The following is a 24,622-nucleotide window of genomic DNA, read 5'->3' as shown; positions in this document are numbered from 1 at the left end:
TGGCGGCGGCTGACGCCGCCGTCGGACGGGCGACACGGGGATCTCGGTGCCGGTTCCGCTTCGACCTCAGGTGCGAGGCGGAAACCTGGTACCGCGGGTTGGCGAACTACGAGTTGGAGATCTTGTCCGTGCCCGGAAACTCCTCGGCCACCTCCGTCAGCACCGCCGAGGTCAGCGTGGCGGCCGCGGCCGCCACGGCGGGACTCAAACCGATCCCGAATCCGACGTCGGCGACCTCCACGGCGTAGATCACCAGGTGTTCGGGTCTGCGGTCGAGTGCCTCGGCCAGCTCCACGGCCTCGGGGACGCCGAGTCCGTGCGAACTGGCCGCGGGGATGCTGTGCGGCAACGTGGTGCGGTGCCAGCGACCCGGTACGGCGGGTGTGCAGCGGATGGCGTCCACGATCACGACGAGGTCCGCGCCATCCCACGCCTCCAGCAACCGCGCTGGATCGCCGTCGCTGATTTCCGCGTGCACGCCGGACTCGGCCACCGCGCGGGCGACAGCGGGACCGATGCCGTCGTCCCGGCGGAACTCGTTGCCGACTCCGATGACCACGGCGGTCATGCCCGTTCCCTGGTGAGGTCGAGGAAGTGCGCCGAGCAGGAGATGCACGGGTCGTAGTTGCGGATCGTCTGCTCGCACAGCGACTGCAACCCGTGGTCGTCCAGGTGCTGGTGCGACCGGACCACCGCGGTCACATCGGCCTCGATCGCGGACTGGTTCTGCGACGTGGGCGGCACGATGTCCGCGTCGAGGATCCGGCCGGCCGCGTCGAGCTCGTAGCGGTGGTAGAGCAGGCCTCGTGGCGCTTCCGTGATGCCGTGCCCGAATCCGGCACGGGGAGCCACCTCGACACAGGGTGCGTCCGGGCGTTCGTACGAATCGATGATCTGCAACGCCTCCTCGAGCGCGTACACCACCTCGACCGCTCGCACGACGATGCTGCGGAACGGGTTGCGGCACACCGGGCCGAGCCCTGCCATCGAGGCGGCCTCGCCGGCGACGGGGGAGAGGCGGTCCGAGTTGAGGCTGTACCTGGCCAGCGGGCCGACCAGGAACAACCGGTCGTCCAGCCGCGCGTGCAAGGCCGTGGAATGCGGTACCTGGTGTTCGGCCACGTGGTCGCCGAACTCGGCGACCGGGAAGGAGCGTCCGGTGCTGATGTGCGGCGTGCCCCGGTCGAGCGGATAGCCCTCGACGTCGCGCAGAGCCATGAGGTCGTGCGGCACCTCGAGTTCGGGGAAGTCGAATGCCGCCACCCACTCCACTGTGGCCAGTGCGTCGTGCAGCGCTTGCCGGAGTGTGGTGGTGAGACCACGGATCTCGTCGGTCGTCGGCACGCGGTAGAACCCGCCGACCCGTACGTTGACCGGGTGGATGGCGCGTCCGCCGACCAGGTCCATGATCCGGTTGCCCGCCTTCTTGAGCGCCAGGCCGCGTTCGACCACGGAGCGGTGTTCGCGCGCCAGGGCGATGCCGTCGGGGAACCCGAGGAAGTCGGGCGCGTGCAGCAGGTAGATGTGCAAGGCGTGGCTGGAGATCCACTCACCGCAGTACAGCAACCGGCGCAGCGCCCGCAGCGGACCTTCGACGCGTACCCCGCACGCGTCCTCGATCGCGAGGCACGCGCTCATCTGGTACGCCACCGGGCAGATGCCGCAGATGCGGGCGGTGATGTCGGGTGGTTCGCGGAAGTGCCGGCCGCGCAGGAACGCCTCGAAGAACCGCGGCGGCTCGTAGATGTTCAGCTCGACGCGGTCGACCTCGCCGTCGACGGTGCGAACGTGCAGGGCGCCCTCGCCTTCGACCCGTGCCAGTCCGGCCACCTGCAACGTGCGGTTCGAGCGATGGGTCATGACCACTCCGCGTTCGCGTTGAAGGTGCGGAACACCAGGTGCAGTTCGTCGTCTCCCATGCCACTGCGTCGCAGCAACGGCACGAGGGCGGGCACGTTCGGCTGGTTCATCGGTCCGAAACAGCCGTAGCAGCCCCGGTTGACTGCCGGGCACAACGCCCCGCATCCGGCGTGCGTGACCGGCCCGAGGCAAGGGGTGCCGTGCGCGACCATGACGCAGGTGAGGCCGCGGCGCTTGCAGTCGGTGCACACGCTGGTGTCCGGCAGGTCAGGCGCACGGCCCGCGAGCAACGCCGTCAGCACCTCCAGCAACTGGCCCTTGTCGATGGGACACCCGCGCAGTTCGTGGTCCACGGTGACGTGCGCGGAGATCGGGGTCGAGGTGGCCAGCGCCGTGATGTGTTCGGGCCGGGCGTAGACGATCGAGCGGAACTCGTCGACGTCTGCGAAGTTCCGCAACGCCTGGATGCCGCCCGAGGTCGCGCACGCGCCCACGACGACCAGGATTGCCGACTGGTCCCTGATCCAGCGAATCCGCTCCGCTTCCTCGGGAGTGCTCACCGATCCCTCGACGATCGAGATGTCGTACGGACCTGGTTCGCTGACGCTGGTGACCTCCAGGAAGTGTGCGATTCGGACGTGCTCGGTCAACGGCAGCAGCTCGTCCTCGCAGTCGAGCAACGTGAGCTGGCAGCCGTCGCACGAAGTGAACTTCCACACGGCGATGCTCGGCATCACAACTCCTTCGCTGACAGCAGCGGTCGCGCCGTCGGATAGCCGGTCACGGGACCGTCGCGGCAGAGCAGCAGCGGACCGAGCTGACAGTGACCGCAGACGCCTATGCCGCACTGCATGTTGCGTTCGAGTGACACCTGGATCCGATCGGGCGCCAAGCCCCTGCCGAGCAACGTCCTGGCGCAGAACCTCATCATCGGCTCCGGGCCGCACAGCAACGCCGTGGTGCGTTCCGGATCGAACGGGAGCGATGCCAGCGGCTCGGTGACGAAGCCGACGCGGCCGTGCCAGTCGTGGTCGCCGTGATCGACGGTGAGTACGGTGTCCACACTGGACAGTTGTCCGAGTTCGTCCTTGTACAGCAGGTCCTGTGGGGTCCGGGCGCCCGCGATGAGCACGGTGCGCTTGCTCAGGTGGCCGAGCACGGGCCGCAGCGGGGCGAGTCCGATGCCACCGGCGACGACGAGCAGGTCCTCGACGCCGTCGAGCTGCCACGCCGTGCCGAACGGGCCGCGCGCGCCGATCACTGTGCCGGGCTCGGCGTCGTGCAGCGCCCTGCTCACCGCGCCGACGGCACGGATTGTGTGTACGAGCGTGCCGTCACCGGGAATGGCGCTGATCGAGATGGGTACCTCGCCGACACCGTGCGCGTAGAGCATGGCGAACTGGCCGGGCCGGAAGCCGGGCAACGACTCGGCCACGGGCCGCAGCGTCAAGGTCGCCGAGTCGTGCGTCTCGACGGTGCGCGCCACCACCCGGTAGGGCGTCGGCACCCACGTCATGCGGGGTTCCCGTAGAGGTCGAGCAGCCGGAGCCTGGTCGCCTGCAAGCGGTTGAGCAGCGCGTCGATCAGGATGAGCGACAGCTGGTAGCCGAATGCGGGGTCCTCGTCGGCCAGTTGCCGCAACGCTCCGGTGTCCACCACGGCTGCTCGCGTCGGCGACACCACCGTTGCGCCGAAGTGCCAGCGGTACGGCGGCACCAGCCACGACCAGCCGAGGAGCTCGCCGGGTCCGATGCTCTGCACCGCCACCCGGCCGCGCGACGGCACGACCGTGTCGACCACGACGCAGCCACTCAGCACGACCCAGCACTGGTCGGCGAGCCCACCTTCTTCGAACAACCGGGTTCCCGAGTCGTAGCTCTCGATCCTGCTGACTCCCGCCACCGCCGCTCGCTGGGTGTGCGACAGGTTCGTGAGCAACGGGAGAGTGTCGAGGTCGGCCATCGGGATGGTCATCGTCGGTCACCGCCGTGTTTCATCGTTTGACTGAGCACCGCTGCCTCTTCGGTGATGTCGATCCCGGCGGGGCACCAGGCGATGCACCGTCCACAACCGACACATCCGGACGTGCCGAACTGGTCGTGCCACGTGCCGAGCTTGTGCGTCATCCACTGCCGGTAACGCGCCGCGCCGGACGTGCGCACCGCACCGCCGTGGAGGTAGGAGAAGTCGATCTCGAAGCAGGACGCCCATCGCTGCGCGCGTTCCGCGTTGCCGTCGAGATCCGTGTGGTCCTCCACGGAGACGCAGAAGCAGGTGGGACAGACCATCGTGCAGTTTCCGCAGGTGAGGCACCGCTCGGCGACGGCCTCCCAGTGCGCGGAGTCCCGGCCGGCGGCCAGCAGGTCGCGCAGGTCCAGTTCCGGCATCGCCCGGCCCATGTTCCGTGCGGCCGCGTCGACGTCCTGCTCGGCCAGTGCGATGTCCTCCGGGACGGCTTCACGAGCCGGCACACGGGCGAGCACCGCCGCTCCTTCAGCGGTGCCGGAGGTGGCGAGGAACCGTTGCCCTTGTTCGTCGATCCGCTCGGTCAGCGCGATGTCGTAGCCGGGGCCCGCGGCGGGTCCGCATCCCATGGACGTGCAGAAGCACACCTCGCCCGGTTCGGTGCACTGAGCGGCGACCACGAACGGCGCCCGACCACCGGTGATCTGGCGCAGTTTGCCGATCGCGGCGAGGTCGCAGGCCCGCACGCCGAGGAACGCGTAGTCCGGCGTGTCGTCCTGCACGGCGTGGAATCCGGAGCTGTCGCTGGACATCAACGTGCGGTGCGGTGGGTGCAGGAATCGTTTCCACGACTGGGGGCCCGCCGAATGGCCGAAGACCGCGGTGTCGGTGCGTCTGCGCACCCGGTAGTGGCCGGGGCCGATCTCGACGCCCCAGCCGCTCGGCAGGTCCGTCGCGGACTTCACCTCTGCCAGCGTGATCGCGTCGTCGCGCAGGAGGGGGCCGACGACCACGCGGCCGTCCGCACGGAGCACCCCGATGAGCGCGTCGAGGCCACTGAGGTCGAACACCTGGCTCGCCATGTCGTCGTCCTCCCAGCTCGTCTCTCCATCGTCGCCAGGTGCGGATCCGGCTCCCAGTGACGAAAGACCCGCCCGGCGCGGCGCTTCGGCCCCTGTCCGGGCCCTGCCCGCGGTGGTGGGCTGGAAACGTTGCAAGGCAAAGGAAGGACACGCAATGAGTTCGCTCGTACGCCATCCAGCCAGCAGCCTTCTGCCCGACCTGTGGGAGATGTTCGACGCCACCTGGCCGTTCGGGACGAGGCACCCGCTGCACATCGAGGACTTCGTCGAGGAAGGCACCTACGTCCTCCGCGTGGAGTTGCCCGGTCTGGACGCGGCGAAGGACATCGACGTGAGCGCTGCGGACGGAAGCCTCACCATCACCGCACAGCGGGAGGAGACGAAGAAGGAGCAACACCGCTCCGAGTTCCGCTACGGCTCGTTCAGCCGCACCGTGTCGCTGCCCGCGGGCACGGACACTTCGAAGATCTCCGCCGAGTACAAGCGGGGAATCCTGGAGGTCCGTGTGCCGACCGCCGCGCCGCCGGAGGAGCACAAGGTCAAGATCGACGTCCAGCAGGACTGACCGCTACCCGCTGCCCCGGACCCGCTGATCCGGGGCAGCCGCGGTGCTACACCGCCGAGTAGGGTTCGTCGCGTTCGATGGACGGTGTCACCTCGGGTTTGCCCGCCCGGCGCCTGTTCTGCTCTGCGAGCTCGTCCGCGAGGTGCTCCTGGCGCTCCTCTCCCCGATAGCGGGCCAGAACCGTCATCGTGACGGCGTGGGCCACGGCGAGCAGGAGCAGCACGATCCCGAGCTTGGTCACGATCTTCTGCAGATCACCGTCGACCGGCACCTCGATCGTCGAGATCAGCGCGACCAGCCCGAGCACGATCAGCGAGAACAACGTGGTGGTCAGCCAGCTGGCGGCCACGCTGAGGCCGGGGTGGTCGCGGTCGTTGAGGTACCTGCGGCCACTGATGGTGATGATCACTGCGTCGACGATCACCAGCAGCGTGCTGATGACGAGGTAGGCCACGTAGCTGTTGGTGTTCATGTGTTCCAGGGTCGAACCGGGTGCGCATCCGGAACAGGGACCTGCGTCCACGTTGTCACGGGCCCTTGTACCGATCCGGCCGGCTGGTCCGCGATGATGCGCCGATGAAGTTCTGGCTGAGCCGTCCGGACCTGCGGCGGTACTCGGGGTTGGTGCAGCGACCACGCACCACCGAAACCGGCGTGACGGCGTGGTTTCTGGGCACGAGTTCGGTGTTGCTGAGCGACGGGCGCACCGCGGTGCTCACCGACGGCTTCGTGACCCGGCCCGGCCTCGTCAGGGTCGCGTTCGGCAGGATCGCACCCGACCGGAACCTGGTGCGACAGGCGGTCGAGCGGCTGGGCACACCACCGATCGCCGCGGTGGTCTGCGTGCACTCGCACTACGACCACGCGCTCGATGCTCCGGTGTGGGCATCCTTGACCGGAGCCGAGCTGGTCGGCTCGGAGTCGACCGCGAACATCGGGCGCGGTCTCGGCGTACCCGAACAGGGCCTGCGGGTTGTCGGCGACGGTGACGTCAGGACCTTCGGCGAGTTCGGGCTGACGTTCGTGGAATCCGAGCACAGCCCCGGCGATCACTATCCCGGCACGGTGGACGCCCCGCTGGTCCCGCCGCGTCGCAGCCGGGAATGGCGTACCGGCTCCGTGTACTCCGTGTTCGTGTCGCACCCACGTGGAACGGTCCTGTTGCACGCGAGTGCCGGCTTCCGGCCGGGTGCGCTGCACGGCAGGCACGCGGACGTCGTGTACCTCGGTGTCGGAACGCTGGGCAAACAGCCGGTCGAGTACGTCGAGGCGTACTGGGACGAGGTGGTGCTGGCGACCGGAGCGCGGCGGGTGGTGCTGGTGCACTGGGACGACTTCTTCAGGTCGCTGGACGAACCGCTGCGCCCGATGTCCTACCTGGCTGACGACCTGGACGTCACCCTGAGCTGCCTGTCGGCACTCGCGGAGCGGGACGACCGGGAACTGCTGCTCCCGGTGGCCTGGCAGCCGGCGGACCCGTTCGCGCCGTCACGCGGCTGACGACGGCCGGCTGGAACGGCCCCTTACGTCCTGAACGCTCATGCCGCAGAGTGGCCGACATGACGAGTACACCGATCTTCGATGCGCTCGCCGCGGAGCTCGGCACCGGGGGGAAGCACTCCGCCGAGATCCCGGAGCAGGCCTCCCCACCTGGCGATGTCGTCGATCTGGAAGGTCAGCTGACCGGCACCGTGACCTGACGGTGCCGGCGGTCTGGGTGGTTCGACGCTGTCAGCCCCTGACCTCCCGGCGCTCGAAAGCCATCGCCGCAGCCGCCACGAGAACCGCGGTGAGCGCGACCAACCCGGCCAGTCCGAGCCAGTTCGGGTCGCCGCTGAGCGCGGAGTTCACCGCCGCGTGGTGGAACGGCGACAGCACCCTCCACGGTCGCAACCCGTCCGACAGCGCGGACAGGGCGTCGAGCAGATAGGTGAGCAGCGCGAGTCCCACCGGGACGGCGATGGCGAGCCCCGGCCTGCCGGTCAGCGCGCCGATCAGCAACGCCAGCGCGCCGAACGGCAACGCCACCACAGCGCTCGCCTTGACCGCCAGGACCAGGTCCAGCCACGGCACCCCAAGGCCCACGACACTGTTGCCCACCACGAGCACGACGGCGAAAACGACGGTGACGATCGCGACCGAGACGAGCACCGAGATGGCCTTGTCGAGCAGCAGCCGAGTGCGGGAGATCGGGTTGGCCAGCAAGAGGTCCAGAGTGTGCGCCTTCTCCTCTCCCGCGGTGGCCCTGGCGGCTTGACCGATGGCGATGCCGAGCAGCACCAACGGTGCGAGGAAGCCGAACACCTCGCCCTGCAGGTAACCGACGCCACTGGCGAGGGACTGCTGGATGTTGAACAACGCTTTGAAGGACTCCGGGTAGGACTCGAGCAGCTTCTCGAACTCACCGGCGGCGTCTCGCACCGCGGGGTACACGGCGAGTTGCAGCGCCACGCTCGCCACCAAGGCGATGCCCCAGCCGATCGTGTTGCCCCGGTTGTCCCGCAACGACTTCGTCATCAGCTCAGTCGTCATCGCCGTGCTCCTCGGTGTAGTGCAGGAAGATGTCCTCGAGGTCGGGCTCGTGGCTCGTCACGTTGACCAATGGGAACCGCGCCGCGGCGCGCACGAGTTCGCCGACCGCGCCCGTGACCCGGCATCGCACCTCGGTGCCACTCGTCTGCATCGCCTCCCGGACACCGGGGACACCGCTGAAGGAAGCGGCCGCGACCTCCTCGCCGAACGTGAACGTCAACTCCCGCAACGCGTTGGCCTTCAACGAAGCGACGGTGTCCTGCACGACCAGGCAGCCGGCCAGCAGAATGCCGACCCGGTCGGCGACCTGTTCGACCTCGGACAACACGTGCGAGGAGAACAGCACCGTGCCGCCGCTGTCGACGTACTCGCGCAGATAGCTGTGGAACTCCCGCTGTGCCAACGGATCGAGCCCGCTCGCGGGCTCGTCGAGGATGACGAGGTCGGGACGGTGCCCGAACGCCTGCACGATCCCGAGCTTCTGCCGGTTGCCCTTGGAGAGCTCACCGGCCCGTCGGTCGAGGTCGAGGTCCAGTCGCTTGGCGAGCCGGGTCGCCTCGCCGAGGTCCGCGTGGTCGCGCAACGCCCCGCAGAAGCGCAGGTAGTCCGCGCCGGTGAGCCGGTCGTAGAGGACCAGGTCCCCTGGCAGGTAACCGATCCGGCCGCGCAGCCCGGGCGACATGGGCTCGCCGAACAACGTGATGCTGCCGCCGGTCGGTCTGATGACGTCGATCAGCAGGCGCAACGTCGTCGTCTTGCCCGCGCCGTTGGGGCCCAGCAGGCCGTAGACCTCGCCGGCGTGCACTTCGAGATCCAGGTCGCGCAAGGCAACCGTCTCGTTGTAGGACTTGCTGAGCTGGTGGGTGCTGACGACGTTCATCGCACGCCACCCGTTTCCGCCGAGTGCTTGACCGTGCGAAGAATCGCGCGGCTGATGATCCCGACGAACGGGGTGCTCATCCGCCAGTAGCGGCGGAAGTTCAGCCACGCGTGGGGATCGGTGAGCACCACGCGCATCTCGGCGCTGACGAGGGTGCGGCGCTGGCCGTAGGGAAGTACCGAGATGGAGCAGACGACCTTCGCGTAGCCCGGCTGCGCGAAGTCCAGGAAGTCCCGTGCCTCGACCGGCACCCACTTGACGACCGGCCGCCAGACCTTGCCGATGGCACCGAACACGATCTCGTGGCCGGGCTGCTCGCCGAGCACGACCCAGTCCGAGCCCGTGGCGAGGTCGTTGATCGTCAGGCGGGTGCGTTGCCGTGGAGTGTGGCGCTTGCGTTCGCGCCACCGCTCGGGCAGCTCCCGCAGGCCCACTGCGGCGCTGACGAGGAAGCCGTGAAGCTCGGTCAGGTCGAGGTCGTGCACGGCCTGGTAGGTGGACACCGGATCGGCCTCCACCACGACGTGGTCCGTGCGGCCGAACTCAGACCGTGGTGCGAACTGGTCGGCGAGGAGAGGGAAGGGAAGGGGCGCCATGGCGTTCCTCCTGAACGGATCGGTGCACGACGAGAACGGGGCAGGGCGCGTGATGCAGCGCGGCCCTGGTCACCGAGCCGCACGTGCGGGTCTCGCCAGGGCCGACGACCAGCAGGTCGCTGTCCAGGCAGCGGCTGATGGCCTCGTGCGGCTGCCGGCGCACGAGCACGGCGCTGTGCGGGAACCGTCGGAGCAGCTCGGCCGAGCGCTCCAGGACCCAGGTGTGGTCCTCGTCGAGGTCCGCGCGCACAACCGGCGGCGGCGCGGCGTGCAGCACCCGCAGGGAGGCATCGCGGCGCTGGGCGAACCCGGCGGCGGCGATCAGCACGGCCGAGTCGTCGGGGCCGCCGCTGACGAGCGCGGTCACCCGGCCGTGCAACCCGTGTCGCGCCGCGTCGGTACCGCGTACGACCACCGCGTCACAGGCGACCGAGCACACGGCCGACAGGACGTGACCGCCGAGCCCGAGCGCTGAGCCGGACCGGTCCTGATAGCCGACGACGACGAGCTGGGCGCGGAAGTCGTCCTGCAACTGGTGCGTCTCGACGACGGCGTCCACGAGTTTCGCGTGAGCGGCGGCCCACTGCTCGGCCTCCTCGGTCCCGGGGGAGCCGTCCACGATCACCACGACAGGTTCCATGCCTCAACGGTGGCCCCGTGACGCCGCAGTACCCAGAGCGGAAGGGTTGCCGCCCGCGAGGGACGAAAGTCCTGGCGCCACCGGGCCTCGTGCCGCTGTGGGGGCGGCCGGCAGCCAAGCACCGTGATGTTCCGAGACGAGGAGGCTGATGATGAGCACGCTGACGTTCCTCGGTGGCACCGGCACGGTCACCGGCAGCAAGTTCCTGTTCGACACCGGGACGGCCCAGGTGCTGGTGGACTGCGGCCTGTTCCAGGGCCTGGCCCCGCTTCGCCGGCGGAACTGGCGGCCACCGCCGCTCGACCTCGACCGGCTCGACGCGATCGTGCTCACGCACGCCCATCTGGACCACTGCGGCTATCTGCCGGTGCTCGTGCGGCACGGGTGGCGCGGCCCGGTGTTCACCACCGAGGGCACCGCGGACCTGGCCGCGATCGTGCTGGCCGACAGCGCTCACCTGATGATGGAAGAAGCCCGCCAGGCCAACGAGGCCGGTTGGTCCAAGCACACACCCGCGCTGCCGCTGTACGACACGAGTGACGTCGAACGTGCCGTGCGGCTGTTCCGCCCGGTCGACTTCGAGGTGCAGCGTTCCGTTGCCGACGGCATCGACCTCGAGTTCGGCCGCGCCGGGCACATCCTCGGCTCGGCCTGGGCCCATCTCACGACGGGCGATCGGAGCGTCGTGGTGAGCGGTGACATGGGCAGACAGGCTCACCGCGTGCTGTTGCCACCGCAGCCGAGACCCGCCTGCGACGCCTTGCTGATCGAATCGACCTACGGCGACCGGTCGCACGACGACGCTGCGGCGACCGAGCTCTTCGCGGAGACCATTCGGCGAACGGCCGCACGGGGCGGCAGCGTGCTGATCCCGGCCTTCGCGGTGGACCGGACGGAGGTGATCCTCGTCGAGCTGACCAGGCTCGCGAAGGCGGGAGAGATCCCCGACCTGCCGGTGTTCGTCGACAGTCCGATGGCGCTGGCCTCCCTGCGGGTCTACCGGCAGGCGATCGCGAAGAGCTGGCCGGAGATCCGCCCCGAGCTGATGCACGGCGAGGACGCCTTCGACCCAGGCCGGCTCGCCGAACTGCACACCGCCACGCAGTCGATGCAGGTCAACAACCCCAAGCAACCGTCGATCATCATCTCGGCCTCCGGCATGGCCACCGGCGGGCGGGTGTTGCACCACCTGAAGTCCATGTTGCCCAATCCGAGGCACACGGTCGTCGTGGTGGGCTACGCGGCCGTCGGCACCCGCGCCCGCCACCTGGTCGACGGTGCACGGGAGATCAAGATCCACGGGCGGTACGTGCCGGTGAAGGCCGAGGTCCAGGTGCTGGACGCGTTCAGCGCGCACGCTGACGCCGACGAGCTGCTGACGTGGGCGACGAGCGGACCCCCTCCGGCCACGACCTACGTGGTGCACGGCGAACCGGAGAGCGCGACGACGCTGGCCGACAGGCTCGCGGCAGAGCACGGTTGGACGGCCGTCGTGCCGAGGGACGGGGAGCGGGTCCTGGTGTGATCCGCCCGGAGCAGAACCGGTCAGCTGGTCGAGGTCGTGGGCTCCATCAGGAGCTCGGTCACCGATCGTCGCGGCGTGGCGGGGACCGGTGTGCTGTACCCGACGCGCGGCAGAGTCTGCGGCACCGGCTCGCGGTGGGCAGCACCCGCTGCATCGCCCGTCCGGCCGGCAGTTCGCCGAGCGGCCCGTCGTAGAACGAGCAGACGACCAGGACCAGGAGAGTTTGACTCGTAGTCCTTGCCGGTGAGGCGGGCCGCGCCCGCCCGTGTGCTGACGGCGACGGGTCCGGTGAACAGGGAGCACAGCGGGTGGACTGCTCTCGGGACGTGGTGGCCAGGTCAGCTCGGTCGTCATGCCCCCTCTCGGGTGAGGTCGTCGAAGACGTCGGAGGTGGGGCGTCGTGGCGTCGGCGGCAGAGGGTCGGCGTTGAGCGCGGCCCAGCCGATGCGCAGCACCATCTGTGGGCTCATCGAGTCACCGAGCACGTGGTCGCGCACGAGTTCCTTGGTGTGCTTGACTTCCAGCGGCTGGCTCAGCGGACATGCGGCGAGTCCGGCACTCGTTGCCTCCAACAGCACTGCGCTGGTCGCTTCTCCCGCACGCAGCCGGGACAGAGTGTCGTCGGACGACGTGCTCAGCACGAACAGGGTGCCCGCGTCGTCGGCGAGCCTGGAACCCTCGGGCTGAGGTAGCTCACCGGAGGGGAACCCGCGCACCTGGACATCGCCGTAGCGGTGCTCACCGGAAGGGATGTTCGCGGCCGGTACGCCTTCGGTGGAACCCATGCGCGTGCCGCTCCAGGTGTGCACCTCCGACCGGTACTCGGGATCGGCCTCCTGGGCTACGGCGGCCTCCGTGATTGCGGAGAGCAGGTGGTGGCGCTCGCTCGGGTCGATCACCTCGCGGGCGAGCACACCCTCCGCGGACGCTCGGTCGACCAGCGGTTCGAGCAGGCCGCGCGGCACGGACCACGAGGAGTACGCGCGCCGGTCGGTGCGGCGGCGCGGAATCGCGGCGGCGAGAGCGACGTCGGAGGCTGTGGGCTCCTGCTCGTCGAACTCGATCGCGGCGAGATGGTCGGCTTCTCCTGGATCGGGCAGCCGGTGCACGATCGCGCGCCATCCCAGCGAGGCGAATCCGACCCGCACGTGGTGCAGTGCGGCGCCGCAACTCATGATCAGGTCAGCGCCGTGCGGATCGGTCGCCGGCAGGCTCCGGCTCCAGTCCGCGTAGAGGTGCAGGCCGCGCTCGTCGAGCTTCCACCGCCATGGTTGGGAGTTGTGCACCGACGGTGCGCGACAAGCCAACGACACCGCTGCTCGAACGGCTACCTCGTCCGGCTGACCGCGGTCCATCCGGCTCATCTCCTTGGTTGTCGTGCCGGCTCGGCCGCGTTACCACCGGGACCGGGCTTTCCGGGCCTAGCTGCCGGTCCTTCGCAGCGGTACGACCACCTCGGTGAGGTAGTCGGCAGGACTGGACGTGGCGTCGGGTCCAGTCAGGTAGATCTCTCTCGGGGGTCCCGCCCGGTGGCGGTCGGTGGTGTGGATCCACCGGAACACCGCTTCGTACGCGGCACCGATGGTGTCGTAGCGGCCCTGGTGGAACGTCTGTGCGACCGGGCCGCCAGGCAGTTCGACGACGTCGACGGCGCCCTTCGGCGAGACCGCCTTCGAGATCGGGAGGTACAGGTCGAGGTCGACCTCCGCACCTGGCTCGAACTGCCCGGGATAGGCGAGCTGCGGCGGGCCTGCCGGGGCGGCGCCGGCGGCGACGGCGAACTCGAACAGTTCCTTCAAGCCCTGGCCGACGGCCTCCCCGATCGCGGCTGTGGTGGTATGGCTGCGCACGTGCGCGGCGGTCACCGAGGCCAGCTCCGTGAGTTTCACTTCATAGCTCATGAAACGAGCATCCGGAGTAGTGGCGGCCATCGGCAGGGGCGAACGTCGCCGCTGGACCGGGACCTGTGGCGGCGCCGGCGGCAGGAGGTCCGACTGTGACGTCAGGACCTGGGACTCGTGTGAACTCGGCAGCCTGGTGCACGACCAGGTGCGGGGGAGTCCCGTGTGGATGTTCATCGTGGGCCTGCCGGGCGCACTGCGCGGCTCGGTGACTTCCTCGACTGGACTGGCCCACGATCGGCACGTGGGCCCATGAGATCCCCGAACCAGTGCCCGCGGCCGCCGTTCGCGTTGCTCGGTCCACCGTGGTGACGAGATGCGATCGGCTCGTCATCGCTGATCATCGGTTCCGCCTGTGCGCCAAAGCACTCATCAGTACGGCAGCACCCGCCAACGCCATGATCGGCTGAAGCCAGCTGAACGTGCGGATGACCACGAGCTGGACCGCGATCCAGCCGATGAGGAGCGCACCTGCCGCCGCGACGGCAATCCTCCACTGTGGATGGTTGCGGAGGCACAGCCACGCGGCGAACGTCATCGGCAGCGCGACGATGAGTACGAGTGCGACAGCCGCGACAACGTTGCTGTGGAAAGGCAGCCGCGAAACGACGGCAGATCCGAAGTCAACCGCGCCAGCCGCTGTCCCGGCTGCGCCGGCCCACGCGGACAACGCGACGACGCCCGGCAGGACGCCGATCCACAGAGGTGCGGCCTGGTGCGATCTCGCGCCCACGTCAGCCCTGCTTCACGAGATGAACGAGGGCGGCGCCGGTGATCGCAGCCATCGTCGAGGCCATCAGCAGGCCGGCGAACGCGCCGATGAGCGCGATGAGCGCCGGCGGCTGACCGGGCTGCCACAAAGGCGTGGCGACGGCGAAGAAGACCCCCAGACCGGCGGCCCATGCCAGCGCGTTGGCCCACACCCAGAGGTGGGCTCGATGGACGTGGACGTGCAGAACGAACCATTGCGCAACGCCGATGGACAGCAGCACGCCCGTGCCCATGACCGCGGCGAGAGGGAGCAGCACCGCCGGCGGAAGGGAGTTGAACCTTTCCCCGTTGTGCACCGCGATCATCGCGACAGCCCAGGCGAAACCGGCCGAGACGGCGGTGGCACCGATCCAGTAGCTCGACTGCGGTGTGCGGAACACCCGGCGCAGCACCACGGCTTGAGCCGCGCCGAGCACGGCGCCCTCGACGACTCCCGCGAGGACGAGCAACTCCGCCGACGAGGTGAGTGCGCCGACGAGCGCCGGTGCGAGGAAGCCCGCGAACTCGCCCATCGTCGTCCAGCGGAACCAGGACTGCCAGATGCCGCGAGTGGCGAGTTCGGTGCTCATGTCTCAACGTTGCGCCTCAGTTCGTTCCGACCGCAGGGACGAACGTCCTCATTTGCCTAGTGCGCAATGCCGTGTCCGGCGTGGCCCGGCCAGTGCGGCGGCATTGACATGCGGTGATCGCCGGCGAGGCCTGAGTGTGGCCGCGCACCTCGCGGTGGCCGGTCACCGGCGACCTGTGGTCGTCTCGACGACGGCAGCCGCCCTCTCGACGCCACGCCCTGGGCGTCAGTTGCCCAAGATGCACATGTCAGCGCGCCGCGACCAGCTGCTCGGCGATCATGTCCGCCCAGAACGCGATCTCGTCCCGGTCGCGGAAGTCGCCGGCCATTTCGCCGCGCGCCATCTTCTTGGAGATGAACCCGACCGCGGTCTTGGGTGTGAGCCTGCCACCGAACGTGACGGGCTCGTCCGCGCCGATGCGGGATTCGCTCCTGAGCAATTGCCCGTTCTCCCGCAGCAGCGGATCCCTATCCGGCGTTGGCCCACGTGACTCGTGCACCCCGGCCACGTCCTTCACCTCGTCGGGTCGTGGTGGACCTTCTGTCGCCCCACTGTCGGCGGAACCAGCGTGCGGTCCCTCTGTCGAAGATCCCGACCTGACCGGGATCGCTCGGCGTCGCGGCAAGGCGCGCGATCGCCGGTGCCAAGGGACCTGTTCCGCACGGGACCAATGACAGCGTCCGCGCGGCGCTCCGATTCCTAGCGTTGAGGCAGGAGAGGAGTGCCGCGGTGCGTGCTCGCGACTGCGGACCTGTCGCTGACGACGGACAAGCGCCCGCCGAGGTGCCGGCTCGCGTCATGATCAACGACCGCGGACCGTTCGTGGCCGCGGCGCGTTCTCGTCGTCCACGAAGACACCGAACGGCGCCTGTCGCACTTGCCGGCTCGGTGACCGGAGCGCATCACGGCAGTGTTCTGACTGGAGGACAACGATGAAATCCCCATCCGCCCCGATCGTGTGCGGAGTCGACGGCTCGGCCTCGGCGCTGGCCGCGGTCGGCTGGGCCGCGCAGGAGTGCGCCCGGCACCAGGTGCCACTGCGGCTCGTGCACGCCTTCATGTTGCCGAGCGGTGACTATCCCGAGATCGTGCTCAACGGTGACGGGATCCGCCAGGCGATGGAGGAGCAGGGCCGTGCGTGGCTGGAAGAGGCCAGGGCGACGGCACGAGCGTCCGCTCCCGAGACGGAGGTGACGACCGAGGTCATCTGTTCCGGTGCGGGTGCGTTGCTGATCGAGCTCTCGAAGAGCGCCCGGCAGGTGGCGGTCGGGTCTCGCGGTCTTGGCACCGTGACCGGACTGCTCGTCGGCTCCACGGCCGTCGCGTTGGCGGCGCACGGCCAGAGCCCGGTCATCGTGGTGCGTGGCACCGCAGTTCCTCACGGTCCGGTGGTGGTAGGCGTTGACGGTTCGCCCACGAGCGAGGCCGCGCTGGCGTTCGCGTTCGAGGAGGCATCGCTGCGCAACACCTCGTTGACCGCGGTCATGACCATCGCGGACTTCACCGGCGGCAGTGCGTACACGATGTCCCGTCTGTCCATCGATTGGGGACAGGCCGAGGAGGACGAGCGACGGCTGCTCGCCCAGCGCCTGGCCGGCTGGCAGGAGAAGTACCCCGACGTCGTCATCAACCGGATCGCGCTGCGGGATCGTCCGGCGCGGGCGCTCATGCGTTACGGCGCGGAAGCACAGTTGCTCGTCGTCGGCAGTCACGGGCACGGCGGGTTCGCCGGCATGCTGCTCGGCTCCACCGGCCAAGCGCTGGTTCACCACGCACCCTGCCCGCTGGCCATCGTGCGTCCGCCGAAGAAGTGAGGAGATCGCGATGAGCGCGGACGCGGAAGTCCCGCTGCGCCAGCGAATCCAGGTGCGCCACGTCCAGGGTGACGAGTACGCGATCCGGCTGCCACGACGAGCTGTCATGAGCGTGCCCGGAGTGCGTTCTGTCGTGGTGCGGCCACGTGTGGAAGGCGTCTGAGGAGGAGATCATGAAGGTGCTGGTGGCCTATGCGACCGCGGCGGGCTCGACGGTGGGCGTCGCGACGCGCATCGCGGCGGTGCTGCGCACACATGGGCATGTGGTCGCCACGTACAGCGTGGACGAGATCACCGACGCGGCCGGCTACGACGTCTACGTCGTCGGGAGTGCGGTGCACGACCAGGCCTGGTTGCCGTCCGGTGCGGCGTTCCTGTCCAGGGAACGCCGGACGTTGCGGGGCAAGCCGGTGTGGCTGTTCAGCGTCGGCCTGCCCGGCGCTCTGCGCGGCCCGTTGCGCAAGTGGGCGGGGCTGGAGGAACCGGCGATCCTGGCCCATCTGCGCGACGACGTGACACCCGTCGAGCACCGGCTGTTCAGCGGTGTCGTGCGGGCGGAGATGCTCGGGAAGGTCGGCTCGCTGGTCTTCCGCGCCGTGGGTGGCCGGTTCGGTGACTTCCGCGACTGGCAGGCGATCGAGCAGTGGGCCGGCGCCATCGCCGCCGCACTGGCCGACATCGAGACCACGGCCAGGTGAGCCGGCTGCACGGGAGGACCGCGTGACGGGCGTTGTGCTCGTGAAGGCGAGGCGGTGGGCGGGGGCGACGAGACAACGCCGCCGCCGTCGCCAGGGCTGCCGCTGTGATGGCGGCACACCGGAAAGGGCGTGCTGGCGCCCGCGCTCGTGCACCTCGCGACGAACTCCGGTGGTGTGTTGGTCGCCTGGTTCGTCCTGTCGTCAGCGTGATCCCCGCGAGGCGGTGCGGGCAGGGCCGAAGTGCTCGCACTGGGCGGGACGCCGGGCCGTGTCGGACCGGGATCGTCCTTGCTGCACTGGGTTCATGGACCATCTGAGCCCGCTCGACGCGGCGTTCCTCGACATCGAGGACGCGGATCCGCACTCCTCGCTCGCGATCGCTTCGGTGGCGGTCGTGGAGGGCCCTGTGCCTTCCCAGGACGAGTTCCTCGCGTTGATGCGGGCGAAGCTGGCTGTGTTGCCGCGTTCCCGGCAGAAGCTCGTGCGCGTCCCGCTCGATCTGGGCACGCCGGGCTGGCGGGACGATCCGGCGTTCAACCTCGCCTATCACGTGCGCCGTACCGCGTTGCCGGTGCCGGGCGGTGATGCGGAGCTGTGCGCGCTGATCGCGCGTGTCATGGGGCAGCGTCTGGACCGCGATCGTCCGCTGTGGGAGTACTGGGTGGTCGAGGGACTCGAGGGTGGGCGCTGGGCGATTGTCGCCAAGGTGCACCACTGCCTGGTCGACGGTGTGGGCGGCACGATGCTCTACGACGTGATGTACGGCGACGCGCCCGCGCCGGACCCCGCGCCGGAGCAGGACGCGAGCTTGCTGGCGTTGCTGGGTGCCGTGGTGGCCTCGCCGGTGCGGACCGCGCGGCTGGTCGCGTCGGCGGTGAGCGGTCTGGTGTCGCTCGTCGGCTCGCTGCTGCCGGTGCACGCTTCGTCGCTGTTCGGGCCGCTCGGTACCGCGCGGCACTACCGGATCGTCCGCGCCTCGCTGGCCGAGGTGAAGGAGGTCGCGCATGCCTTCGGTGTCACCGTCAACGACGTGGTGCTCGCGGCGGTGAGCTCCGCGTATCGTGCTGTGTTGCTGGCGCGGGGGGAGCAGCCCGGTCCGGACAGCGTGCGGACGATGGTGCCGGTGTCGGTGCGCGGTGACCGCAGGATGGACAACCAGGTCAGCGTTCGGCTGGCGTTCCTGCCGGTCGACACCGAGCACGTTGTGGACGCGCTTTCCGTGGTGCACCAACGGTTCGCCGCGCTCAAGAAGGGCAACGAGGCCGAGGCTGGGCACGCGGTGACCGAGCTGGCGCGGCATGAACCGTTCGCGCCGTTGTCGTGGAGCATCCGGTTCGGGGCGATGCTGCCGCAGCGCAGCATCGTCACGGTGACCACGAACGTTCCAGGTCCACGGGAAGAGCTTCGTGTGCTGGGCCGGCCGATCGTCGAGATCCTGCCCTACGTGCCGATCGCCGTGCGCATCAGGACGGGCATCGCCGTGCTCTCCTACGCCGACCGGTTCACCATCGGCATCACCGCCGACTACGACAGCAACCCGGACGTGGACGTGCTCGCGGAAGCGTTGCACGAGGCCATCGCCGCGCTGGTGAGCGCGGCGAAGGCCCGTGTCACGCCGTCACAACCCGCCGCAGCCTCCACCCGCCGGGCTCGAGACCGTAGGTCTCGCCTTCCGCGATCGTGATCGAGACGTCGTCGACGGCTTGGACGTCACCGAACCTGCGGCTCGGGCCGGAGCATGAGAGGACCGTCATGGTGCGCTCCTTCCAGCGGGACCACGACGACGGGACACAGGGCGTGCCGCAGGCAGTAGCTCGTGACGGAGCTCATCACCAGGAGGTCCGCCCTGTGTGAGCCGTGCTCGCCGACGACGAGGTAGGCCGCATCGGCGGAACGTGCCACCAGGACCGGACCCGCCACGCCCTGCGGCACCTCCGTGTCGATGCGCACGCCGAGCACTGATGGGCCGAGCGACTCCACGGCGGCTTCCAGGTCGTGGCGATGCTGTTCGCTGAACGGATCGATGCCTTCGTCGAGCGAGGGGTTCAGTTGGCAGACCGACAGCGCCAGCACGGACGCGTTGGTGCGCTTGGCCTCCGCGACGGCCCAGGCGAGCGCTCCCCGCGCGGCGGGGGAGCCGTCGACGCCGACGACGATGCGGGACTTGTCGTTCATGAGCTGCTCCTCGGGTGGGTTCGCTGATCAGCTTGCCCAGTCCGCGATGCCATCGCGCAGAGCCCTTCGTCCCGTACCGGCACCGGCTTTCGCACGTGCCGGAGCGGCAGTGGTCGCACGTGCCGCAGTTGATGGACCAGGGGAGTACGACCAGGTCGCCGGGAGAGACGCCGGTCACCGCGTCGCCGATGTCGGCGACGTGGGCCGCGACCGGCCTCCCGCACGAGCCTTCACCACCGGGCTCAAGCCCGGCGCACAACCCGCCCTTCGGTAGCGGTGCTTCGCGTGTTGGTTCAGGAGCTACCGCGGTAGAGCCGTTCGTAGGCGGCTTTGGCGCGTGCGTCGGCGTCGGCGTGTTTGGCGCGGCGGGTCTGTGCGCCGAGTCCTCTCTCGAAGCCTTGTTTGACGAGGCGTTGCTCGGTGGTGTGCCACATGTAGGTCATCGAGTAGAAGTAGCCGACGAGCATGCCGAGCAGGATCGACAGGATCCTGATGTAGAGCGGCCCAGGTAGCAGGAGCAGCAGCAGGATCGGCGACATCTGGACGAGCCCGCGCGCGAAGTGCCGCACTGCCCAGGTGCGGCAGGTGACGTCGTGCAGGACCCATGGGTTGCAGCGCTGGGGCAGTCGTCCGCCTACCGCGTACCACAGCCATTGGAACGGGTTGGGTCTGGTTCCGCGCAGTGTCACAGGGTGGCGCCTTCCTCGGCTGCTCGGCGGATGGCCGCCAGGATCTTGCGGTTGGGCACGCCTTTGATCACGTACTCGACGACGCCGAGTTCGCGAAGCTCGGTCTCGGATAGTGCGTCGATGAAACCGCACAACGCGACGACCTTCACCGCGGGTGTCTTGTGATGGATGCGGCGGATGGCGTGCAGGCCGTCGCCGGGCAGGTGGACGTCCACGACGGCGACGGCGGGCCGGCGCTGTTCGGCCAGGCGGATCGCGTCGTCCGCTGATCCCGCGATGCCGACGACATCGATGTCGTCCGCGGCGCGCAGGACTTCCTGGAGTGTGTCGCGGAAGAACGACGATCCGTCGGCGACGAGAACTCTCAGCTGGTCGGGAGTTCCGGTCACGGGTGTGGTCCTGTCGGGCTACGCTGTTTCTGACTTGCTAAGGTTAGCAAGTGCTGAAGCGTGCGACCAGGTGTCGGGCAGCACGTGAGCAGAAAGGGGTGCGCGGGTGAGCAGGCCGCTGTACCAGCTCAAGGCGGAGTTCTTCAGGACGCTGGGGCATCCGGCGCGGATCCGGGTGCTGGAGCTGCTGAGCCTGCGTGAGCACGCGGTCGCGGAGATGGTGCCGCAGGTGGGGGTAGAGCCCGCAAACCTGTCCCAGCAGCTGACGGTGCTGCGCCAGGCCGGCCTGGTCGCGACCCGCAAGGAACGCGCGACGGTCTACTACTCGCTGACCAGCCCGCACGTGGCCGAGCTGCTGGTCGCGGCGCGCCGGATCCTCTCGGGCGTGCTGTCCGGGCAGGTCGAGCTGCTCGAGGATCTCCGCGCCGCCGGCCCGCCGGTGCCGCGCACCGGTTGAGCCGCGGTCACCCCGTGTCCCTCACCCCGACGGCGGGGTGACCGCACCTTCTTCTCTGATGTGACCGACTCGATCACGGGAGCGAGAGCGTGCTGAGTTTGTGGCGCAAGATCCGCCGGACCGGACGAGTAGCCGAATCGGCACCGCCGCTGCCGGACGGCGAGCGACCGGAGCGAGCGGTGGTGCTGGGCGGATCGGTGCAGATCCGGCATGTCGACGCGGGATCGTGCAACGGGTGCGAGGTCGAGATCGGATCGGCGTTCGGGCCGGTCTACGACGGTGAGCGGTACGGGGCGCGGCTGGTGGCCTCGCCGCGGCACGCCGATGCGTTGCTGGTGACCGGGGTCGTCACGCGGAACATGGCCGAGCCGCTGCGGCGGACGTTCGACGCGGTCCCGGCGCCGAAGCTGGTGGTCGCGGTGGGGGACTGCGCGCGTGATTGCGGGGTGTTCGCGGGCGCTTACGGGGTGGCCGGTGCCGTGCGGGACATCGTGCCGGTCGACGTGGAGATCCCGGGTTGTCCGCCGCGGCCGGAGGCGATCGTCGAGGGACTGCGGAAGCTGACCGGCCGATGAACCTCGCCGCGACGGGGATGGCCGCTGCCGTGGCCATCGCAGTGCTGACGGCACTGCTCGCCGTCGTGGTCCGCACGCGGACGTCGGTGGTCGGCGTGGGGACGGCGTTGACGGGTGTGGCCGCGGTCGTCGCGGGTGCCGCGGCGCTGGCCGGTGGTTCGTTCTCCGTTGTGCTGCCTGGGGTGTTGCCGCTGTCGGGGGTGTCGCTGACGCTGGACCCGTTGGGCGGGTTGTTCGTGGCGGTGACCGGTGGCGTGGCGGTGGCGGCGGGGATCTATTCGATGTCCTATGCGGACACACCGGATCTGCGTGCGCGCGGTGTGCGGGTGGCGTTGCCGTTGTTCGTGGTGGCGATGGTGCTGGTGCCGGCGGCGGCGAACGTGGGCACGTTGCTGGTGTGCTGGGAGCTGATGGCGCTGACGTCGCTCGTGCTCGTGGTCGCCGAGCATCGGCGCGGGCCGCAGGTGGCCTCGGCGGGTCGGTGGTACGCGGTGATGACACACCTGGGTTTCGTGTCGGTCCTGATTGGACTGATGCTGTTCGTCGCGCACACCGGTGACGACTCGTTCGCCGCGATGCGCGAGGCGGGCCGGCATCTGTCGCCGGCGGTGGCGGGTGTGGTGTTCGTGGCGACGCTGGTGGGGTTCGCGTCCAAGGCTGGGATTGTGCCGTTGCACGCGTGGCTGCCGCGGGCGCATCCGGAGGCGCCCAGTCACGTGTCGGCGTTGATGTCGGCGGCGATGGTGAACCTCGGCGTGTACGGGCTGGTGCGGGTCGGGGTCGACCTGCTCGGCGGCGGTGCGGCGTGGTGGTGGCTGCTGGTGCTCGCGCTGGGCGCGGTGTCGGCGGTGTACGGGATTCTGCAGGCCGCGATGAGCTCGGACCTGAAGCGGCTGCTCGGGCAGTCGACGACGGAGAACATGGGCCTGGTGCTGATCGGTGTCGGCGCGGCCGGGCTGTTCGCTTCCTCCGGTGATCGTGCACTGGCCGCGCTGGCGTTGACCGCCGCGCTGGTGCACGTGGTCGGGCACGCGGCGTTCAAGACGGTGTTGTTCCTCGCGGCGGGCTCGGTGCTGCACGCCACCGGCAGCCGCGATCTCGACGCGCTGGGCGGGTTGCGGCCGGTGATGCCCGTGACCACGGCGGCGTTCGGCGTGGGAGCGTTGGCGGCGTCGGCGTTGCCGCCGGGGACGGCGTTCGTGTCGGAGTGGCTGTTGCTGCAGGCGTTGATCCACGGCCTGCCCGCGGGTGGGGTCGCGGCGGCGATCGCCATGCCGGTCGCGGTGGCGGCGGTGGCGCTGACCGCGGGGCTGGCGGTGGCCACCTTCGTGAAGGCGTTCGGGGTGGGCTTCCTGGCAAAACCCCGCAGTGAGGCCGTGGCAGGCGCACACGAAAGCCCGTTCACCATGCTCGCCGCGATGGGCATCGCCGCAGTGGTCTGCGTGGTGCTCGCGCTCTGGCCGGCTGGGATCCTGCCCGCGGTCCAGGCCGCGGCGGGCGGGGTCGCGGTGTCCGGTGATGTGACCTTGCGGCTGAACCAGGCCACTGGCGCGTTGTCGCCGCTGCTGCTGACTCTCGGGCTCGTCGCCGCCGTGGCCGTGGTGGCCGCGGTGATGCGGGCGGCTGTGGCGCGGCGAGTGCGTCGGGAGGCGCGGTTGTGGGACTGCGGTGGGGGACCGATGTCGGCGCGCATGGAATACACGGCGACGTCGTTCGCCGAGCCGTTGCAGCGGGTGTTCGACGACGTGGTGCAGCCGGAGCTGGACGTGGACGTGTCGCACCACGAGGAGTCGCGCTATCTCGTGCAGGCCGTGGAGTACCGGCGGAAGGTGCCTGACCGGATCGAGCGCCGCCTCTACCAGCCGGTGCTGAGCGTGATCACGGCGTGGGGTCGAGCCGGACGTGGGCTGGCGCCGGGCAGCGTGCACCGCTACCTCGGCTATGGCTTCTACGCGGTGTGCGGCGTGCTGCTCCTCTTGGCGGTGACGCGATGAGCGCGCTGGGCGTGATCGGCGGGGTCGTGCAGCCAGTGCTGATCGTCGCGGGGTCGCCGTTGCTGGTCGGATTGATGCGGCAGGTGCGAGCCCGGTTGGAGGGGCGCGCCGGTGCGGGTGTCGGGCAGCCGTGGCGTGATCTGCGCAAGCTGCTGCGCAAGGAGCGGATCGCGCCGCGCGGCACGAGCGAGGTGTTCCGGTTCGCGCCGCTGGTGCTGGTGGCCACGACGCTGGTGGTCGCGGTCGTGGTGCCGTTCGTCGCGACGGAGTCCGCGCTGGACCCGGTCGCGGACCTGTTCGCGGTGGTGGCGTTGCTGGCGCTGGGTGCGGTGGCGCTGGCGCTGGCAGGCCTGGACACCGGCACGGCGTTCGGTGGGATGGGTGCCAGCCGGGAGATGACGATCCTCGCGCTGGTCGAGCCCACGCTGCTGGTGGCGATCTTCGCGTTGTCGGTGCGGGTCGGGTCGACCAACCTGGGTGCCATCGTCTCGTCGACGCTGCACGATCCGGCGCGGGTGATCTCACCGGTCAGCCTGCTGGCCGCGGTCGCGCTGATCGTGGTGATCGTGGCCGAGACGGGGCGCATCCCGGTGGACAACCCGTCGACGCATCTTGAGCTGACGATGGTGCACGAGGCGATGGTGCTGGAGCATGCGGGCCCTGATCTGGCGTTGGTGGAACTGGCGTCGGCCATGCGGTTGTCGGTGTTCCTCGGGTTGCTGGCGAACCTGTTCGTGCCGTGGGGAATCGCAACCGAGGCCACGCCACTGGCGTTGCTGATCGGCGTCCTGGCCTTGGTGGTGAAGGTCGGTGTGCTGGGCGGTCTGCTCGCGGCGGGTGAGGTGTTCGTGGCCAAGTTGCGGCTGTTCCGGGTGCCCGAGCTGCTGGCCGGATCGTTCCTGCTCGCGCTGCTGGCCGTCGCGGCCTCGTTCTTCCTGGCCTGAG

General features: G+C 69.6%; 31 protein-coding genes and 1 pseudogene. 12 read left to right on the top strand and 20 right to left on the bottom strand.

Annotated features, from left to right (window positions below; all coding sequences use genetic code 11):
• Positions 1 to 106: 106 nt before the first annotated feature.
• From BM417_RS05305 to BM417_RS05280, 6 genes are read right to left on the bottom strand one after another with little or no spacing between them, the layout of a single operon-like run.
• Positions 107 to 568, bottom strand: a complete 462-nt coding sequence (locus tag BM417_RS05305; RefSeq protein WP_093588664.1) for a hydrogenase maturation protease — start codon at positions 566 to 568, stop codon at positions 107 to 109.
• The gene (locus tag BM417_RS05300; RefSeq protein ID WP_093590669.1) at positions 565 to 1,860 is read right to left on the bottom strand and encodes a Ni/Fe hydrogenase subunit alpha; all 1,296 of its coding nucleotides are present in this window, start codon (positions 1,858 to 1,860) and stop codon (positions 565 to 567) included. Before BM417_RS05300 ends, BM417_RS05305 begins: the two co-directional genes overlap by 4 nt.
• Entirely contained in the window at positions 1,857 to 2,594 is a 738-nt protein-coding gene (locus BM417_RS05295; RefSeq protein WP_093590666.1) for an NADH-quinone oxidoreductase subunit B family protein, read from the bottom strand. The genes BM417_RS05300 and BM417_RS05295 overlap by 4 nt, the downstream gene beginning before the upstream one ends.
• Positions 2,594 to 3,376, bottom strand: coding sequence for an FAD/NAD(P)-binding protein (locus BM417_RS05290; RefSeq protein WP_093588663.1), 783 nt, complete (start codon positions 3,374 to 3,376; stop codon positions 2,594 to 2,596). The genes BM417_RS05295 and BM417_RS05290 overlap by 1 nt, the downstream gene beginning before the upstream one ends.
• Positions 3,373 to 3,834, bottom strand: coding sequence for a Crp/Fnr family transcriptional regulator (locus tag BM417_RS05285; RefSeq protein ID WP_218164355.1), 462 nt, complete (start codon positions 3,832 to 3,834; stop codon positions 3,373 to 3,375). Before BM417_RS05285 ends, BM417_RS05290 begins: the two co-directional genes overlap by 4 nt.
• Entirely contained in the window at positions 3,831 to 4,907 is a 1,077-nt protein-coding gene (locus BM417_RS05280) for a 4Fe-4S dicluster domain-containing protein (protein ID WP_093588662.1), read from the bottom strand. The genes BM417_RS05285 and BM417_RS05280 overlap by 4 nt, the downstream gene beginning before the upstream one ends.
• Before the next feature lie 154 nt (positions 4,908 to 5,061).
• Between BM417_RS05280 and BM417_RS05275 the strand changes: the two genes are divergently transcribed.
• Positions 5,062 to 5,472 (top strand): Hsp20/alpha crystallin family protein, encoded by a 411-nt coding sequence (locus BM417_RS05275; protein WP_093588661.1) that lies wholly within the window; start codon positions 5,062 to 5,064, stop codon positions 5,470 to 5,472.
• A 46-nt stretch (positions 5,473 to 5,518) separates the two neighbouring features.
• Here BM417_RS05275 and BM417_RS05270 read toward each other — a convergent pair whose 3' ends face one another.
• Positions 5,519 to 5,944, bottom strand: a complete 426-nt coding sequence (locus BM417_RS05270; protein ID WP_093588660.1) for a hypothetical protein — start codon at positions 5,942 to 5,944, stop codon at positions 5,519 to 5,521.
• Positions 5,945 to 6,048: 104 nt separating this feature from the next.
• Between BM417_RS05270 and BM417_RS05265 the strand changes: the two genes are divergently transcribed.
• Positions 6,049 to 6,972 (top strand): MBL fold metallo-hydrolase, encoded by a 924-nt coding sequence (locus BM417_RS05265; RefSeq protein WP_093588659.1) that lies wholly within the window; start codon positions 6,049 to 6,051, stop codon positions 6,970 to 6,972.
• A gap of 59 nt (positions 6,973 to 7,031) precedes the next feature.
• Complete coding sequence (locus BM417_RS47595; protein WP_177320300.1) at positions 7,032 to 7,172, top strand: hypothetical protein; 141 nt, start codon at positions 7,032 to 7,034, stop codon at positions 7,170 to 7,172.
• Positions 7,173 to 7,203: 31 nt separating this feature from the next.
• Here the strand turns inward: BM417_RS47595 and BM417_RS05260 are convergent, their stop codons facing one another.
• The 4 genes from BM417_RS05260 to BM417_RS05245 are packed head-to-tail and all read right to left on the bottom strand — an operon-like array spanning position 7,204 to position 10,120.
• Positions 7,204 to 8,004 carry an ABC transporter permease subunit gene (locus BM417_RS05260; RefSeq protein ID WP_093588658.1) on the bottom strand — a complete coding sequence of 267 codons (801 nt, stop codon included), beginning with the start codon at positions 8,002 to 8,004 and terminating at the stop codon, positions 7,204 to 7,206.
• The gene (locus BM417_RS05255; protein ID WP_093588657.1) at positions 7,994 to 8,884 is read right to left on the bottom strand and encodes an ABC transporter ATP-binding protein; all 891 of its coding nucleotides are present in this window, start codon (positions 8,882 to 8,884) and stop codon (positions 7,994 to 7,996) included. The genes BM417_RS05260 and BM417_RS05255 overlap by 11 nt, the downstream gene beginning before the upstream one ends.
• The gene (locus tag BM417_RS05250) at positions 8,881 to 9,480 is read right to left on the bottom strand and encodes a hypothetical protein (protein ID WP_093588656.1); all 600 of its coding nucleotides are present in this window, start codon (positions 9,478 to 9,480) and stop codon (positions 8,881 to 8,883) included. The genes BM417_RS05255 and BM417_RS05250 overlap by 4 nt, the downstream gene beginning before the upstream one ends.
• Positions 9,428 to 10,120 carry a universal stress protein gene (locus tag BM417_RS05245; protein ID WP_093588655.1) on the bottom strand — a complete coding sequence of 231 codons (693 nt, stop codon included), beginning with the start codon at positions 10,118 to 10,120 and terminating at the stop codon, positions 9,428 to 9,430. The genes BM417_RS05250 and BM417_RS05245 overlap by 53 nt, the downstream gene beginning before the upstream one ends.
• A 148-nt stretch (positions 10,121 to 10,268) precedes the next feature.
• Here BM417_RS05245 and BM417_RS05240 point away from each other — a divergent pair, with 148 nt between their 5' ends.
• Positions 10,269 to 11,645, top strand: a complete 1,377-nt coding sequence (locus BM417_RS05240; protein ID WP_093588654.1) for an MBL fold metallo-hydrolase RNA specificity domain-containing protein — start codon at positions 10,269 to 10,271, stop codon at positions 11,643 to 11,645.
• A gap of 350 nt (positions 11,646 to 11,995) precedes the next feature.
• On the opposite strand, the gene BM417_RS05235 is transcribed toward BM417_RS05240, so the two are convergent.
• The 5 genes from BM417_RS05235 to BM417_RS05215 all read right to left on the bottom strand — a co-directional run bounded on the left by BM417_RS05235 (position 11,996) and on the right by BM417_RS05215 (position 15,325).
• A complete protein-coding gene (locus tag BM417_RS05235; protein ID WP_093588653.1) occupies positions 11,996 to 13,000 on the bottom strand; it encodes an Acg family FMN-binding oxidoreductase in 1,005 nt (334 codons plus the stop codon).
• Between the two features lie 66 nt (positions 13,001 to 13,066).
• On the bottom strand, positions 13,067 to 13,546 hold the full coding sequence (locus tag BM417_RS05230; protein WP_177320299.1) for a GyrI-like domain-containing protein: 480 nt from the start codon (positions 13,544 to 13,546) through the stop codon (positions 13,067 to 13,069).
• Between the two features lie 340 nt (positions 13,547 to 13,886).
• On the bottom strand, positions 13,887 to 14,279 hold the full coding sequence (locus BM417_RS05225; RefSeq protein WP_093588651.1) for a hypothetical protein: 393 nt from the start codon (positions 14,277 to 14,279) through the stop codon (positions 13,887 to 13,889).
• Position 14,280: 1 nt separating this feature from the next.
• Positions 14,281 to 14,886 (bottom strand): hypothetical protein, encoded by a 606-nt coding sequence (locus BM417_RS05220; protein ID WP_093588650.1) that lies wholly within the window; start codon positions 14,884 to 14,886, stop codon positions 14,281 to 14,283.
• A 247-nt stretch (positions 14,887 to 15,133) separates the two neighbouring features.
• Positions 15,134 to 15,325 carry a hypothetical protein gene (locus BM417_RS05215; protein WP_093588649.1) on the bottom strand — a complete coding sequence of 64 codons (192 nt, stop codon included), beginning with the start codon at positions 15,323 to 15,325 and terminating at the stop codon, positions 15,134 to 15,136.
• 493 nt (positions 15,326 to 15,818) lie between these two features.
• Here BM417_RS05215 and BM417_RS05210 point away from each other — a divergent pair, with 493 nt between their 5' ends.
• From BM417_RS05210 to BM417_RS05200, 4 genes are all read left to right on the top strand, one after another.
• Entirely contained in the window at positions 15,819 to 16,700 is an 882-nt protein-coding gene (locus BM417_RS05210) for a universal stress protein (protein WP_093588648.1), read from the top strand.
• Positions 16,701 to 16,710: 10 nt separating this feature from the next.
• Complete coding sequence (locus tag BM417_RS47590; RefSeq protein ID WP_177320298.1) at positions 16,711 to 16,863, top strand: hypothetical protein; 153 nt, start codon at positions 16,711 to 16,713, stop codon at positions 16,861 to 16,863.
• A gap of 10 nt (positions 16,864 to 16,873) precedes the next feature.
• Positions 16,874 to 17,398: a flavodoxin domain-containing protein gene (locus tag BM417_RS05205; protein ID WP_093590660.1), complete on the top strand. Its 525-nt coding sequence runs from the start codon at positions 16,874 to 16,876 to the stop codon at positions 17,396 to 17,398.
• A 304-nt stretch (positions 17,399 to 17,702) separates the two neighbouring features.
• Positions 17,703 to 19,082, top strand: coding sequence for a wax ester/triacylglycerol synthase family O-acyltransferase (locus BM417_RS05200; protein WP_093588647.1), 1,380 nt, complete (start codon positions 17,703 to 17,705; stop codon positions 19,080 to 19,082).
• A gap of 26 nt (positions 19,083 to 19,108) precedes the next feature.
• Here BM417_RS05200 and BM417_RS05195 read toward each other — a convergent pair whose 3' ends face one another.
• From BM417_RS05195 to BM417_RS05180, 4 genes and pseudogenes are all read right to left on the bottom strand, one after another.
• Positions 19,109 to 19,573, bottom strand: a complete 465-nt coding sequence (locus BM417_RS05195; protein ID WP_093588646.1) for a universal stress protein — start codon at positions 19,571 to 19,573, stop codon at positions 19,109 to 19,111.
• Positions 19,574 to 19,646: 73 nt separating this feature from the next.
• Positions 19,647 to 19,832, bottom strand: a pseudogene (locus tag BM417_RS49815) (alcohol dehydrogenase catalytic domain-containing protein); the annotation flags it as partial.
• A gap of 34 nt (positions 19,833 to 19,866) precedes the next feature.
• Positions 19,867 to 20,262, bottom strand: coding sequence for a DUF5313 family protein (locus BM417_RS05185; protein WP_218164354.1), 396 nt, complete (start codon positions 20,260 to 20,262; stop codon positions 19,867 to 19,869).
• Positions 20,259 to 20,651 (bottom strand): response regulator, encoded by a 393-nt coding sequence (locus tag BM417_RS05180; RefSeq protein WP_093588645.1) that lies wholly within the window; start codon positions 20,649 to 20,651, stop codon positions 20,259 to 20,261. Before BM417_RS05180 ends, BM417_RS05185 begins: the two co-directional genes overlap by 4 nt.
• A gap of 106 nt (positions 20,652 to 20,757) precedes the next feature.
• Between BM417_RS05180 and BM417_RS05175 the strand changes: the two genes are divergently transcribed.
• From BM417_RS05175 to BM417_RS05160, 4 genes are all read left to right on the top strand, one after another.
• Positions 20,758 to 21,108, top strand: a complete 351-nt coding sequence (locus BM417_RS05175; RefSeq protein ID WP_093588644.1) for an ArsR/SmtB family transcription factor — start codon at positions 20,758 to 20,760, stop codon at positions 21,106 to 21,108.
• 89 nt (positions 21,109 to 21,197) lie between these two features.
• Entirely contained in the window at positions 21,198 to 21,683 is a 486-nt protein-coding gene (locus tag BM417_RS05170) for an NADH-quinone oxidoreductase subunit B family protein (protein ID WP_218164353.1), read from the top strand.
• Positions 21,680 to 23,677: a proton-conducting transporter transmembrane domain-containing protein gene (locus BM417_RS05165; protein ID WP_093588643.1), complete on the top strand. Its 1,998-nt coding sequence runs from the start codon at positions 21,680 to 21,682 to the stop codon at positions 23,675 to 23,677. The genes BM417_RS05170 and BM417_RS05165 overlap by 4 nt, the downstream gene beginning before the upstream one ends.
• The gene (locus BM417_RS05160; protein WP_093588642.1) at positions 23,674 to 24,621 is read left to right on the top strand and encodes a respiratory chain complex I subunit 1 family protein; all 948 of its coding nucleotides are present in this window, start codon (positions 23,674 to 23,676) and stop codon (positions 24,619 to 24,621) included. The genes BM417_RS05165 and BM417_RS05160 overlap by 4 nt, the downstream gene beginning before the upstream one ends.
• The last annotated feature ends 1 nt before the right edge of the window (position 24,622 follow it).

The organism is Lentzea waywayandensis, from assembly GCF_900115955.1.
Lineage (GTDB): Bacteria > Actinomycetota > Actinomycetes > Mycobacteriales > Pseudonocardiaceae > Lentzea > Lentzea waywayandensis.
This window is presented reverse-complemented; position numbering and strand designations above follow the sequence as displayed.

Coding starts and splice junctions, on each gene's coding strand:
- BM417_RS05305 (WP_093588664.1), bottom strand. CDS start 568: ATGACCGCCGTGGTCATCGGAGTCGGCAACGAGTTCCGCCGGGACGAC.
- BM417_RS05300 (WP_093590669.1), bottom strand. CDS start 1,860: ATGACCCATCGCTCGAACCGCACGTTGCAGGTGGCCGGACTGGCACGG.
- BM417_RS05295 (WP_093590666.1), bottom strand. CDS start 2,594: ATGCCGAGCATCGCCGTGTGGAAGTTCACTTCGTGCGACGGCTGCCAG.
- BM417_RS05290 (WP_093588663.1), bottom strand. CDS start 3,376: ATGACGTGGGTGCCGACGCCCTACCGGGTGGTGGCGCGCACCGTCGAG.
- BM417_RS05285 (WP_218164355.1), bottom strand. CDS start 3,834: ATGACCATCCCGATGGCCGACCTCGACACTCTCCCGTTGCTCACGAAC.
- BM417_RS05280 (WP_093588662.1), bottom strand. CDS start 4,907: ATGGCGAGCCAGGTGTTCGACCTCAGTGGCCTCGACGCGCTCATCGGG.
- BM417_RS05275 (WP_093588661.1), top strand. CDS start 5,062: ATGAGTTCGCTCGTACGCCATCCAGCCAGCAGCCTTCTGCCCGACCTG.
- BM417_RS05270 (WP_093588660.1), bottom strand. CDS start 5,944: ATGAACACCAACAGCTACGTGGCCTACCTCGTCATCAGCACGCTGCTG.
- BM417_RS05265 (WP_093588659.1), top strand. CDS start 6,049: ATGAAGTTCTGGCTGAGCCGTCCGGACCTGCGGCGGTACTCGGGGTTG.
- BM417_RS47595 (WP_177320300.1), top strand. CDS start 7,032: ATGACGAGTACACCGATCTTCGATGCGCTCGCCGCGGAGCTCGGCACC.
- BM417_RS05260 (WP_093588658.1), bottom strand. CDS start 8,004: ATGACGACTGAGCTGATGACGAAGTCGTTGCGGGACAACCGGGGCAAC.
- BM417_RS05255 (WP_093588657.1), bottom strand. CDS start 8,884: ATGAACGTCGTCAGCACCCACCAGCTCAGCAAGTCCTACAACGAGACG.
- BM417_RS05250 (WP_093588656.1), bottom strand. CDS start 9,480: ATGGCGCCCCTTCCCTTCCCTCTCCTCGCCGACCAGTTCGCACCACGG.
- BM417_RS05245 (WP_093588655.1), bottom strand. CDS start 10,120: ATGGAACCTGTCGTGGTGATCGTGGACGGCTCCCCCGGGACCGAGGAG.
- BM417_RS05240 (WP_093588654.1), top strand. CDS start 10,269: ATGATGAGCACGCTGACGTTCCTCGGTGGCACCGGCACGGTCACCGGC.
- BM417_RS05235 (WP_093588653.1), bottom strand. CDS start 13,000: ATGGACCGCGGTCAGCCGGACGAGGTAGCCGTTCGAGCAGCGGTGTCG.
- BM417_RS05230 (WP_177320299.1), bottom strand. CDS start 13,546: ATGAGCTATGAAGTGAAACTCACGGAGCTGGCCTCGGTGACCGCCGCG.
- BM417_RS05220 (WP_093588650.1), bottom strand. CDS start 14,886: ATGAGCACCGAACTCGCCACTCGCGGCATCTGGCAGTCCTGGTTCCGC.
- BM417_RS05210 (WP_093588648.1), top strand. CDS start 15,819: ATGAAATCCCCATCCGCCCCGATCGTGTGCGGAGTCGACGGCTCGGCC.
- BM417_RS47590 (WP_177320298.1), top strand. CDS start 16,711: ATGAGCGCGGACGCGGAAGTCCCGCTGCGCCAGCGAATCCAGGTGCGC.
- BM417_RS05205 (WP_093590660.1), top strand. CDS start 16,874: ATGAAGGTGCTGGTGGCCTATGCGACCGCGGCGGGCTCGACGGTGGGC.
- BM417_RS05200 (WP_093588647.1), top strand. CDS start 17,703: ATGGACCATCTGAGCCCGCTCGACGCGGCGTTCCTCGACATCGAGGAC.
- BM417_RS05195 (WP_093588646.1), bottom strand. CDS start 19,573: ATGAACGACAAGTCCCGCATCGTCGTCGGCGTCGACGGCTCCCCCGCC.
- BM417_RS05165 (WP_093588643.1), top strand. CDS start 21,680: ATGAACCTCGCCGCGACGGGGATGGCCGCTGCCGTGGCCATCGCAGTG.
- BM417_RS05160 (WP_093588642.1), top strand. CDS start 23,674: ATGAGCGCGCTGGGCGTGATCGGCGGGGTCGTGCAGCCAGTGCTGATC.